Genomic DNA, 12088 nt, shown 5'->3' with positions numbered 1-12088 from the left:
GAGATCACAGGGAAAAATGAAAGCCCCCGCAGGCTGTGATGACCTCGAGGGCTCCGATATTCGGTTGTCAGTTACGGAACGACCGGCGCAAGCACGCTCAGAACGTTCGACTGAAGGAAGACTATCACGCACACTGCAACCAAGAAGCCGAAGCTCCAGCCGACGACATTCTTGAAGATCTCGGATTCCTTGCCCTCCATGTTCACCGCGGTGGCGGCGATGGCGAGGGACTGCGGGGAAATCATCTTGCCCACAACACCACCGGTGGTGTTGGCTGCCAGCATGAGGTCCGGGTTGAGCCCCAGGTTGTTCGCGGCGGTGACCTGCAGGTTGGCAAACAGGGCGTTGGCGGAAGTGTCGGAGCCGGTCACAGCCACGCCAACCCAGCCGAGGACCGGGGAGAAGAAGGCGAACGCCGGGCCGAGGTTGGCGAAGAACTCGCCGATGGTCACGGTCTGGCCGGAGTAGTTCATCACGTACGCCAGCGCCAGCACGAGCACGATGGTCAGCGCGGACCAGCGCATCTTCCACACCGTGTCGGTGAATTCCTTGCCCACCTGGCCCCAGGTCAGGCTGTAGCGGCCGTTCTCGTTGAACACCATGTAGGCCACGGACACGATAAGGGCGGAAATGACCAGCAGCGTGCCCGGGTTGTTGATCCAGGCGAAGTTGTAGTCGCTGTTGACGGTCTCACCTGCGGCGTCGAGAAGCTTGCCGTCCAGGCCCGGCCACGGGAAGGAGATCTTGAACTTGTTCAGCCAGTCCGGGATGGTGCTGCCCAGGTTGGCCAGACCGAAGATAACCACAACAACTGCGTACGGCATCAACGCCATCCACACACGGTGTCCTGGCAGTTCTGCTTCCTCGGAGCGCTCCGGGAGTTCGAGGCGCTGGCGCATCTCGTTGATGCCCTTCGGCTGCCAGAAGCGCAGCAGCAGGAACGCCGCGCCGAGCGCGACGATGCAGGCGACGACGTCGGTGAGCTGGTAGGCGAAGTAGTGGGAGGTCCACCACTTGGCCACGGCGAAGGTCAGGCCGATGGTGAACGCGGCCGGTGCGGTTTCGCGCACGCCGCGCTTGCCGTCGATGATCAGCGCGATGATGAAGGGGACGAAGAACGCCAGGATCGGGGTCTGGTTACCGATGATCGCCGCGATGTTCTCGGTCTGCTCGACCGTGCGGCCGCCGACCTCGCCGGCGGTGGTGATCGGAATGCCCACGGCGCCGAACGCGACCGGGGCGGTGTTGGCGAGCAGCACCACGGTGGCGGCCTTCAGCGGCGGGATGCCCAGCGCGAGGATCATGGTGGCGGTAATGGCCACCGGCGCGCCGAAGCCGGCGAGCGCCTCAAGCAGGCCGCCGAAGCAGAACGCGATGAGCATCGCCTGGATGCGCACGTCGCCGTTGCCCATCTTGTCGAAGACCAGGCGCAGGTCTTCAAATCGGCCGGAAGCGACGGTGATCTGGTAGAACCAGATGGCCGTCAGGATGACAAAAACGATGGGGAAGAGGCCGAAGAGGCCGCCGCGGAACGCCGCGGAGATGGCCATCGCCGTGGGCATGTTGAAGCCGAGGATGGCAACGAGCAGCGCAACGACGAGCGCGACCGCGCCGGAGGTGTGTGCGCGGGCCTTGAAACCGAGCAGCATGATGAAGAAGGTGAGCAGCGGCAAGGTAGATACCAGTGCCGAGAGGCCCACGCTGCCACCGATTGCGTCGGTGAAGACTTGGAATTGATCCATGGGGGAGGCTCTTTCGAGTCAGTACGGGCAATGACTGGGAAACAATATGCCACTATAACCCCGGAAGTGACCAATAGAGGGGTATTCCTTTGGTGTGACCTATTGCACCGTGGTGCCTGTAGGCATGCTGCGTGCGGTGTCGGCGGGTGTTTTAGACTTGTGCCCCATGACGCCAGCTGAACTCGCAACCACCGTGAAAGAGGCCGCGACCCGCGTGCTCGCCGCCCACGAACTCGACGCCTCCGTCGTCCCTGAGACCGTGACCGTGGAGCGCCCCCGCAACCCCGAGCACGGCGACTACGCCACAAACACCGCGCTCCAGGTGGCCAAGAAAGCTGGCACCAACCCGCGCGAGCTTGCTACTTGGCTTGTCGACGACCTGTCGGCCAACCCCGCAATCGACTCCGCCGAGATCGCGGGCCCCGGCTTTATCAACCTGCGCCTGGCCGCCGGCGCGCAGGGCCAGCTCGTGGCGAAGGTGCTGGAGGAAGCCGAGAAGTTCGGTCACTGCGACCTGTACGCGGGCGAGAAGATCAACCTCGAGTTCGTCTCCGCCAACCCCACCGGCCCGATCCACCTGGGCGGCACCCGCTGGGCGGCGGTGGGCGACTCGCTCGGCCGCGTGCTCGAAGCCGCCGGTGCGGAGGTGACCCGCGAGTACTACTTCAACGACCACGGCGGGCAGATCGACCGCTTCTCCCGGTCACTGGTCGCCGCGGCGAAGGGCGAGCCCACCCCGGAAGACGGTTACGGCGGCGATTACATCCGCGAGATTGCCCGGGCGGTCGTCGAAAAGCATCCTGATGCTCTCGACGGCACCGACGCCGAGGTGCAGGAGACCTTCCGCGCGGCTGGCGTGGAGATGATGTTCGCGCAGATCAAGCAGTCCCTGCACGAGTTTGGCGTGGACTTCGACGTGTACTTCCACGAGAACTCCCTGTTCGAGTCGGGTGCCGTTGACAAGGCCGTGCAGACGCTGAAGGACAACGGCAACCTGTACGAAAACGACGGCGCGTGGTGGCTGCGCTCCAGCGACTTCGGAGACGACAAGGACCGCGTCGTGCTCAAGTCCGACGGCGACGCCGCCTACATCGCCGGCGACATCGCGTACGTGGCCGACAAGTTCGACCGCGGCCACACCCTGGCCATCTACATGCTGGGTGCGGACCACCACGGCTACATTGCCCGCCTCAAGGCCGCGGCGCAGGCGCTGGGCTACAACGCGGACGCCGTCGAGGTGCTCATTGGCCAGATGGTGAACCTAGTGCGTGACGGCCAGGCCGTGAAGATGTCCAAGCGCGCCGGCACTGTGATCACGCTCGAGGACCTCGTGGACGCCATCGGCGTCGACGGCGCGCGCTACTCGCTGGTGCGCTCCTCGGTGGACTCCACCCTGGACATCGACCTGGACCTGTGGACGAAGCAGTCCTCCGACAACCCCGTCTACTACGTGCAGTACGCCCACGCGCGCCTGTGTTCCATCGGGCGCAAGGCGGAGGAAGCAGGCGTGTCCTTCGCTGACCCAGACCTGGCGTTGCTCACCCACGACAAGGAGGGCGACCTCATCCGCACCCTCGGTGAGTACCCGGCCGTGGTGCGCGCCGCCGCCGAGCTGCGCGAGCCGCACCGCATCGCCCGCTACACCGAGGAGCTGGCCAGCGCGTTCCACAAGTTCTACGACTCCTGCCAGATCCTGCCCAAGGCTGGCGAGGACGCGGAGCCGATCCACACCGCCCGCCTGGCGCTGGCGATGGCGTCGCGCCAGGTCGTCGCAAACGCCCTCGGCATGATCGGCGTGAGCGCACCGGAGCGGATGTAAATGACCGTTTTTGTCTCCACGCCCTACGAGAAAGACAGCGGCGATTTCAACGACCTGCCCGCACACGTCTGGCCCCGCTGCGCCAAGCGCGAAGAAGATGGCGTGGTCACCATCGCCGGTGTGCCCCTTTCCGAGATCGCCGCGGAGTACGGCACCCCTGTCGTGGTCATCGACGAGGACGACTTCCGCTCCCGCTGCCGCGACATGGCCGCCGCGTTCCTGGCGCCGGGCAACGTGCACTACGCCTCCAAGGCGTTTCTGACCCGCCGCGTGGCGCGCTGGGTGGACGAGGAGGGCCTCGCCCTCGACGTGGCCAGCGAGAACGAGCTTCGCATCGCTTTGGCCGCGGACTTTCCGCCGGAGCGCATCACCGTGCACGGCAACAACAAGTCGGACGAGTTTCTGCGCCTGTGCGTGGAGTCCAAGGTCGGCCACGTGGTCATTGACTCGCATCAGGAGCTGGCGCAGCTCGAGGCCGTCGCGAAGCAAGCTGGCGTGAAACAGGACGTCTTCGTCCGCGTGAAGCCCGGCGTGGACGCGCATACGCACGAATTCATCGCCACCAGCCACGAGGACCAGAAGTTCGGCATCTCGCTCGCTACCGGCGACGCGCTTTCCGCCGCCACCGCAGCCATCGCATCCGACTGGCTGGAGCTGACCGGCCTGCACTGCCATGTCGGCTCCCAGGTTTTCGACGCCGAGGGCTTCAAGCTCGCCGCCGAGCGCGTGCTGGGCCTGTACGCCGAGATCTGGAAGACCCAGGGCGTGGCGCTGGGCTACCTCGACCTCGGCGGCGGCTACGGCATCGCCTACATGCCGGGGGAGTCGCCTTTGGACGTCAACGCTGTGGCCCGGGACCTGCTCGCCGCGGTGCAGGAGGTTGCCGACGAGCTGGGCATCGCCGCGCCCACCGTGGTGGTCGAGCCCGGCCGCGCGATCGCCGGCCCGTCCGCGGTCACCGTCTACACCGCCGGCGTGATCAAGGATGTGGACACCTCGTTTACCACCTCACGCCGCTACATCGCCGTCGACGGCGGCATGAGCGACAACATTCGTCCCTCGCTGTACGGCGCGCTTTACGACGCCCGCGTGGTCAACCGCTTCACCGATGGCGCCCCCACCGACACGCGCCTGGTGGGATCCCACTGCGAGTCCGGAGACATCCTGGTGGAGGAGGCCTCCTGGCCCGACGACATCGCCCCGGGCGACCTCATCGCTCTCGCCGCCACCGGCGCCTACTGCTATTCCATGGCCTCGAACTACAACGCGTTCGGCCGCCCGGCAGTGGTGTCCGTGCGCGGCGGTGAGGTGACACCGATGGTGCGTAGGGAGACGGTCGAGGATCTCATCGCCCGCGAATATTAATTGACCGTCGGTGCCATTTGCGCGATAGTAGACAAAGCGGTTCACCGCTGATCCCCGCCACGCACGACGAAGGAGCTACACGCAACATGACTTCCGCCACCGCCGAGGGATACAACGGCAACTACCCGGGCAAGGGCATCGGCACCCCCGTGGGCATCGCCGTGCTGGGCAAGGGCACCGTCGGTACCGAGGTGCTGCGCCTGCTGTCGGAGTTCTCTTCCAGCTTGGAGCACCGAATTGGCAGCCCGATCGAGGTGAGGGGTGTCGCGGTATCGGACGTCGAGAAGCATAAGGATGCTCCCGAGGTCCAGGGCTTGTACTTGACCGGGGATGCGCGCGAGCTGGTCACCCGCGACGACGTGGACATCGTGGTCGAGCTGATCGGCGGCATCGACTACCCGCGCGAGCTCGTCCTCGAGGCGCTGAAGGCGGGCAAGTCCGTGGTCACCGCGAACAAGGCCCTTGTGGCCGCCCACAGCGCCGAGCTTGCCGACGCCGCCAACGCCGCCGGCGTCGACCTCTACTACGAGGCGGCCGTCGCCGCCGCCATCCCGGTGGTGGGCATGCTGCGTCGCTCGCTGGCGGGCGACCAAGTGCAGAGCATCTCCGGCATCGTCAACGGCACCACCAACTTCATCCTCGACGCCATGGCCTCCACCGGCGCGAGCTACGAGGAAGCGCTCGCCGAGGCCACCCGCCTCGGCTACGCGGAGGCAGACCCGACCGCGGACGTGGAGGGCCACGACGCCGCATCCAAGGCCGCGATCCTCGCCTCCATGGGCTTCCACACCCGCGTGACCTTCGACGACGTGTACTGCGAAGGCATCACCAAAATCACCGCAGACGACATCGAGGCCGCGAAGAAGTCCGGCCACACCATCAAGCTGCTGGCCATTTGCGAGCGGCTTGTCGACGACGCCGGCAACACCACCGGCGTCAACGCCCGAGTCCACCCGACGCTGGTGCCCAACGAGCACCCGCTCGCTACCGTGGACAAGTCCTACAACGCCATCTTCGTCGAGGCAGAAGCAGCAGGTCGACTTATGTTTTACGGTAACGGCGCCGGCGGCGCCCCCACCGCATCCGCAGTGCTCGGCGACCTCGTCGGCGCCGCCCGCAACAAGGTCCACGGCGGCCGCGCCCCGGCCGAGAACCCCTACGCGGACTACCCGGTCGTCGCGTTTGAGCAGGTGACCACTCGCTACACCATCAACATGACGGTCAACGACCGCGTCGGCGTGCTCGCCGGCCTCACCGCCCGCTTCGCCAAGGCAGGCATTTCCCTGTCCGCGGTGCGTCAGGAGGAGTCCGGCGACGAGGCCCACCTGATCGTTGTCACCCACGCCGCGCTCGAGGAGGACCTCAAGGCGATCGTGGAACAGCTTTCCGGCCACGACGACGTGCTCGCCGTCAACTCCGTCATCCGCCTCGACTCCTAAGGTTTCCGTCTATGGCTATCGATCTGCAGCCCGGCCTGAAAGTCAAGGTCACCGTCCCCGGCTCGTCGGCGAACCTGGGCCCCGGCTTCGACACCCTCGGCATCGCGCTGAGCATCTACGACACCGTTGAGGTGGAGGTCACCGAATCCGGCCTCGAGGTGGAAATCTTTGGCGAGGGCGCCGACGACCTACCCCGCGACAGCTCCAACCTCGTCGTCCGGGCCATCCAGTCCGGCTTGTCCGCCGCCGACGTCTCCGCGCCCGGATTGCGCGTGGTGTGCCACAACACCATCCCGCAGTCCCGCGGCCTCGGCTCCTCCGCCTCGGCCGCCGTCGCGGGGGTGGTCGCCGCCAACGCGCTGGCAGGCTTCCCGCTGGACGAGGATGCGGTCGTGCAGCTGTCCTCCGAGTTCGAGGGCCACCCCGACAACGCCGGCGCGTCCGCCCTCGGCGGGGCAGTAGTGTCCTGGACGGACATCCCCGTCGACGGCCAGTCCAAGCCGTCTTACCGCGCCGTGCGCATCCCGGTGGACGAGTCAATCAAGGCCGTCGCCCTCGTTCCTGATTTCCACGCCTCCACCAACGCCGTGCGCAAGGTGCTGCCCAGCCACGTCACCCACACCGACGCACGCTTCAACGTCTCGCGCACAGCAGTGATGACGGCCGCGCTGCAGCATCACCCGCAGCTGCTCTTCGAGGGCACCCGCGACCGCCTCCACCAGCCGTACCGCGCCGACGTCCTGCCGGTGACGGCTGAGTGGGTCAACCGCCTGCGCAACCGCGGCCACGCCGCCTACCTCTCCGGCGCCGGCCCGACCGCGCTGGTGCTCACCACGACCGGGGTGGAGCCTTCGCTTCTCGACGAAGCCCGTTCCGCCGGCCTCCGCGTCATCGAACTCGACGTCGCAGGCCCAGCCACCGCGGAGCTCGTGCGCGACTAACTATTCCGCGAACGAGTCACCCGGCGTAACTGTGTCGCGCAGCGGACCAGTGTGGTCGCGCGTCCTCGTCGGCAGGGAGCGGTTCCTAGACACATACTGCGTTCCGTCCTGAAGTCGGAAGTACAGGTCAGGGCCGTGCGGCTGAATATAGGCGAGCCCGTGGCTAATCTTTGCGTGGCAGCTCGAGCACAGTGGGATCAGGTTGTCCATGTTCGTCTCGCCACCTTCTTCCCATTCCCGGATGTGGTGGATCTCGATGAAACGCTTGTGGTTGCAACCGGGCATCGCGCACTGGTGGCCCCAGGCCGTGAGCAAGGCGAGCACCTGGGCGTCCGTGGCGAAGCGGCGGGACCGGCCGACGTGGATAGTCAGTCCTTTCTTGTCTAGCAGGTGCAGCCGAACATTCGCGTTTGCGATGTAGCTTCGAACCTCCGCTGAGCGAGCCGAGGTGTTCTGCGGCATCCATGCCCCGCCGTCCTCCGTGAGCACAATATTGACGTGGGCGCCCGGTGCGCGCAGGGCGCTGACTGGGTTCGTACGCACCATCTCCATCATGGCAACAAAAGCGGGGTAGAGGTCCTTCCTTTCCGGATTGCCGTAGCGGGACGGGGGCCGCAAGATGCTGTCCATGTCCAACTTTGTCCGTGGGCGTTCTGTTTCCACCGTCTCGTCTGCAGGGCACGCCTCCGGTTCGTTTTCTACTGCGTCAATGAGCCTCTCTAGCTCCTCTGGGTCTGCAAGCTCGTCCACATCGGGGAGTTCTGCGCAGTAGTTCGCCAACTGCGCGATTTTCAGCGCGCAGAGCAGCGCCTGGCCCTGGACAGCCGGAAGCAGTGCGCGGAAATCGAGCATGCCGTCCGTGCGAAACTTCGCGGTCACCACTGGTTCCTCCGGCTCCCGTTCCTCGGCGGGATCGCTGCCGGCAAGGACCTGCTCGAGTTCGGAGTAACCGTGAATTAGAGCGAGGTCTACCAGTTCTTCCTCGTTCTGCTCGTGCATGTAGCGCAGCAGCAGGCGCATGGTGGAGTACGGCATGATGCCGGAGCGAAACGTCTCATACAGCAGGCGGAATCTGCGAAGACCCCGGGAGACGTGGACGTATTCGTAAGCCGTGGCCGTGGCAAGGTTGAGCTCGCGTTTGAGCCAGGTGGCGGTGGATGTCTCACCTCGCTGGGAGGCGATGTCGGCTTCATCGAGTTGGCCGAGGGCGTTAAGCATTTCGGCGCGGTGGAAGTGGGAATTGCGGTGGTGGTGCTTTAGCTCGTCGATAAGCAGAGATGTGCGCTCGGTTTCGATGGCTGCTGTCATGGCAGGTCCCCCGGGGATGGTTTGGCGGTTGCTGTTTGGCGTCGAGCGTAAACGCAAGAGTGTTCGATATAAAGGATTTTTGTGTTTATTTTAGTGGACATCTGGGGGCGGATTCTGCAATTGCGGAACCATCTCAAGTGCACATTTAGGGAAATGTCCGATTGTGTCCGATCGTTCCGCAACTGCAGAATGGAAAATGGAAAATGGAAAACGGGGGTATGTTCGATATGTCCGATTGTGTCCGAACGTTCTGCAATTGCGGAAACAGGCATAAAAACGGGCATAAAAAGGGGCCGCACGAAAGCATCGTGCGGCCCCGGATCGCGCGAGCTTAGTGCTTCGCCTCGTACTTCTTCGGTTCCGGCAGGCCGCGCTCTTCGCGGACGCGGCGGGCGGTGTGCTCGAGGGTGATCAGCGCCTCGACAACCTGGGCCGGCTCGACCGGGAACGGCATGTTGTGGATGGTCTCCTCTTCGGCGGTCGCGGCCTTGGCAACAGCCTCGAGGACGTCGGTGTCCTCGGGGGACAGGCCCACCTCAGTCAGCGTGGTAGGCAGACCGACCTTGGTGGTGAACTCGATGAAGTCTTCGATCTCCTCGGAGTCGGCGCCCTCCATGATCAGCTGGGCGAGAGTGCCGATGTTGACCTTCTCGCCGTGGGAGAGGCCGTGGGTTTGCTCGGCGGCGGACAGGCCGTCGTGGATGGCGTGCGCCGCGGCCAAGCCGCCGGACTCGAAGCCGAGGCCGGACAGCAGGGTGTTCGCCTCCACCACGGCGTCAAGCGCCGGGGTGACTACGCCTGCGCGAACCGCATCGAGGGCGGCGAAGGAGTCCTTGCGCAGAATGTCAGCGCACAGCTCTGCAAGAGCAGCGCCTGCGCGAGTGGGGTGGCCGCCGTTCATGGTGGTGCCGTTGCCCCTTGCGGTCGCGCGTGCCTCCACCCAGGTAGCCATGGCGTCGCCGATGCCAGCGACGAGGAACTGCTCCGGGGCGCCGGCGACCAGCTGGGTGTCAATGAGCACCAAGTCGGGGTTGCGGGGGAAGAAGCGGTATTCGTCGAAGGCGCCGTCCTCGGTGTAGATCACCGAAAGCGTGGAAGTCGGAGCGTCGGAAGACGCCGCGGTGGGCACCGAAGCCCAGCGGATGTCCGCCTCGAAGCCGGCGGCCTTCGCGGAGTCGATGGCGGAGCCGCCGCCGAGGCCGACCACCACGTCGTAGTTATTGTCCTTGATCAGCTTGACCGTGTCGTCGACACGCTCGGCGGTTGCGAAACCTTCGAACTTGACGCGGTTGACCGGGAGGCCTTCCTTTTCAAACCCGTCGGTGAGGGACTGTTCGACGAGGCCCCACACCGTGTCGTCGGAAAGCAGCAGCGGGTTCTCGCCGAGCTGCTTCAGGTACTTGCCCAGCTCGTGGATGGCATCTTTGCCCTGCACGTAGCGGGATGGACTGGAGAAAATGCTTGGCTTTGCTGTCATGCCCCGCCATCGTACCGTGACTTTTCGCTTTACGACGTCGCCTTCGGCCGGCTGCCGGGGCCGGGCAAGGCGATGATGTCGAACTCGTCTTTGGCGAGGTGTTTGCGCAGGTCCTTCTTGTCGAACTTGCCCACGGACGTCTTGTCGATGGAGTCGACAAAGGTCCAGTACTCGGGCGCCATCCACTTCGGCAGCACGTCGGCGAGCCCGGCGCGCAGGCGAGCGGCGGTCTCCGCAGTGGGGGCGACCTCGGCGGTCAGCTTGGTCACAGCGAGGGGGCGCTCGCCCCACTTGTCGTCGGGGATGCCGATGACGGCGCACTCGATGACTTCTTCGGATTCCATGATCAGGTTTTCCACCTGGGCGGAGTAGATCCATTCGCCGCCGGAGCGGATGACGTCGCGGGCGCGGTCGTAGAGCGTGAGGAAGCCGGCGTTGGTCACGGTGCCCACGTCGCCGGTGCGCAGCCAGCCGTCGGCGGTGAAGTGCTCGCGCTCGTCGTCGACATCTTCGCCGCGGAAGCGCGAGGCGATCTCGCCGGGCTCCTGGGTGGGCGAGTGGTAGTAGCTGGCGGCGACCATGTTGCCGCGCACCTGGATCTCGCCCTGGGTGAGGTCGGTGGGCGCCATGACTTGGCCGTCGTTGACCACGCGGTACTGCAGGGTGGGGGCGAAGCGGCCCTGGGAGACGCGGTAGGCCCAGCGGGCCTCACCCGACGCGCCCGACGGCGGCCGCGCCACGGTGCCGACGGTGGAGGTCTCGGTCATGCCCCACACGTGCACCACGTCCACGCCGTAGCGCTCCTCCCAAACCTTGATCAGTGCGGGCGGGGCGGGGGAGCCGCCAACGAAGATCTCCTGCAGGCTCATGCGCTCGGGCGGGTTGTGCAGGTAGTGCACCATCAGCTGGATCCACAGGGTGGGCACGCCGTGCGCCACGCGAGGGTGGGTGCCGGCGATGAGTTTGGCCAGGGTGGGCGCGGACATGTCCGAATCCGGCAGCACCAGTGGAGTGCCGGCCAAAAACGCGGCGAGCGGCACGCCCCAGCTGAGCACGTGGTAGATGGGGATGCAGCACAAAAAGGTCTCGCCGTGGGTCACGGCCAACGAGTCTGTGGCGCGCAGGCCCGTGGCCTCCAACCACAGGGAGCGGTGCGAATACGCCACGCCCTTCGGGGCGCCGGTGGTGGAGGTGGAGTACACCAGCGCTGCGGCGGTGTTTTCCGGCAGTTCGGGCCATGGGTAGGACGTCGGCCGGCCGTCGAGAAGCTGCTCGTAGCTGTACACCTGGACTGTGTCGGGGAGGTGCGCAGCGGCGTCGTCAAGCGGGGCGATGCCTGTAAACGCCACCGCGCGCACGGTGGGGCAGTCCCGCAAGATTGCGCCGAGCTTCTCCGCCAGGCGCGGGTCCGCGACGATGACTTCGGACTCGGAGTGGTTGACCACGTACGCGATCTGATCCACCATGAGCTGCACATTCAACGGGTTGAACACCGCGCCCTTCGCGGCGACGGCGAACATCACCTCGATGTGCTCCGCGCAGTTGTACAGCAGCGTGGAGACACGCTGGTCGCCGTCGATGCCCAGGTCGCTGTGCAGCGCGTGCGCAAAAGCCGCGGCGCGCGCGCCAATCTCGGCGAACGTAGTCTCCTCCGCGCCGGATGCGCGCCACGTCGTGCACTTCGTGTTGGCGTGGGCGGTGGTGCCGAACTCCAAAATCCTGGCGACGGAGAACGGCACCTCCTGCATCGTTGAAAGCATGCAGGCCATGTTAGCGCGGGCCTGATTAGCGCAGGGCCTTCTATGCGCTACACTTTTGCGTGGATCGTGCGAATTGCACCCGTCCCGGAACTTTTCCGGTCGAGGGTGCTGGCGGAGCAACCGGGAGGAACGTTTCCCCGGGCCCGCGGGATCCGTAAGACCGCACACGACCGCTACCGGTGTATGCAAACGCGAATATCTGCGCGATGAAGCAGCTGGCTTAGCGACGAAAGGACA

The 12088-nt window shown here is 65.6% G+C and carries 8 protein-coding genes; 4 read left to right on the top strand and 4 right to left on the bottom strand.

Going from position 1 to position 12088, the window contains the following annotated elements; translation table 11 throughout:
• Nucleotides 1–71 precede the first annotated feature (71 nt).
• Nucleotides 72–1742, bottom strand: a complete 1671-nt coding sequence (locus tag MHY23_RS00405; RefSeq protein WP_239305945.1) for an L-lactate permease — start codon at nucleotides 1740–1742, stop codon at nucleotides 72–74.
• Nucleotides 1743–1908: 166 nt separating this feature from the next.
• Between MHY23_RS00405 and argS the strand changes: the two genes are divergently transcribed.
• The 4 genes from argS (at nucleotide 1909) to thrB (ending at nucleotide 7306) form a co-directional block, all read left to right on the top strand.
• The gene (argS, locus tag MHY23_RS00400) at nucleotides 1909–3561 is read left to right on the top strand and encodes an arginine--tRNA ligase (protein ID WP_239305944.1); all 1653 of its coding nucleotides are present in this window, start codon (nucleotides 1909–1911) and stop codon (nucleotides 3559–3561) included.
• Nucleotides 3562–4926: a diaminopimelate decarboxylase gene (lysA, locus tag MHY23_RS00395; RefSeq protein ID WP_239305943.1), complete on the top strand. Its 1365-nt coding sequence runs from the start codon at nucleotides 3562–3564 to the stop codon at nucleotides 4924–4926.
• Nucleotides 4927–5012: 86 nt separating this feature from the next.
• The gene (locus tag MHY23_RS00390) at nucleotides 5013–6365 is read left to right on the top strand and encodes a homoserine dehydrogenase (protein WP_239305942.1); all 1353 of its coding nucleotides are present in this window, start codon (nucleotides 5013–5015) and stop codon (nucleotides 6363–6365) included.
• Between the two features lie 11 nt (nucleotides 6366–6376).
• The gene (thrB, locus tag MHY23_RS00385) at nucleotides 6377–7306 is read left to right on the top strand and encodes a homoserine kinase (RefSeq protein WP_239305941.1); all 930 of its coding nucleotides are present in this window, start codon (nucleotides 6377–6379) and stop codon (nucleotides 7304–7306) included.
• On the opposite strand, the gene MHY23_RS00380 is transcribed toward thrB, so the two are convergent.
• The 3 genes from MHY23_RS00380 to MHY23_RS00370 all read right to left on the bottom strand — a co-directional run bounded on the left by MHY23_RS00380 (nucleotide 7307) and on the right by MHY23_RS00370 (nucleotide 11851).
• A complete protein-coding gene (locus tag MHY23_RS00380; RefSeq protein ID WP_070474839.1) occupies nucleotides 7307–8614 on the bottom strand; it encodes an HNH endonuclease signature motif containing protein in 1308 nt (435 codons plus the stop codon).
• A 331-nt stretch (nucleotides 8615–8945) separates the two neighbouring features.
• A complete protein-coding gene (locus MHY23_RS00375) occupies nucleotides 8946–10091 on the bottom strand; it encodes a glycerol dehydrogenase (RefSeq protein ID WP_194989515.1) in 1146 nt (381 codons plus the stop codon).
• Between the two features lie 29 nt (nucleotides 10092–10120).
• The gene (locus tag MHY23_RS00370; RefSeq protein WP_239305940.1) at nucleotides 10121–11851 is read right to left on the bottom strand and encodes a long-chain fatty-acid--CoA ligase; all 1731 of its coding nucleotides are present in this window, start codon (nucleotides 11849–11851) and stop codon (nucleotides 10121–10123) included.
• Nucleotides 11852–12088: the final 237 nt, after the last annotated feature.

Source organism: Corynebacterium sp. ACRQP (assembly GCF_022345915.1).
In the GTDB taxonomy this organism is placed as follows: Bacteria; Actinomycetota; Actinomycetes; order Mycobacteriales; family Mycobacteriaceae; genus Corynebacterium; species Corynebacterium lehmanniae.
Note: the sequence above shows the minus strand (reverse complement) of the source record. Positions and strands in the feature narration are given on the sequence as shown.

Coding starts and splice junctions, on each gene's coding strand:
- MHY23_RS00405 (WP_239305945.1), bottom strand. CDS start 1,742: ATGGATCAATTCCAAGTCTTCACCGACGCAATCGGTGGCAGCGTGGGC.
- argS (WP_239305944.1), top strand. CDS start 1,909: ATGACGCCAGCTGAACTCGCAACCACCGTGAAAGAGGCCGCGACCCGC.
- lysA (WP_239305943.1), top strand. CDS start 3,562: ATGACCGTTTTTGTCTCCACGCCCTACGAGAAAGACAGCGGCGATTTC.
- MHY23_RS00390 (WP_239305942.1), top strand. CDS start 5,013: ATGACTTCCGCCACCGCCGAGGGATACAACGGCAACTACCCGGGCAAG.
- thrB (WP_239305941.1), top strand. CDS start 6,377: ATGGCTATCGATCTGCAGCCCGGCCTGAAAGTCAAGGTCACCGTCCCC.
- MHY23_RS00380 (WP_070474839.1), bottom strand. CDS start 8,614: ATGACAGCAGCCATCGAAACCGAGCGCACATCTCTGCTTATCGACGAG.
- MHY23_RS00375 (WP_194989515.1), bottom strand. CDS start 10,091: ATGACAGCAAAGCCAAGCATTTTCTCCAGTCCATCCCGCTACGTGCAG.
- MHY23_RS00370 (WP_239305940.1), bottom strand. CDS start 11,851: ATGCTTTCAACGATGCAGGAGGTGCCGTTCTCCGTCGCCAGGATTTTG.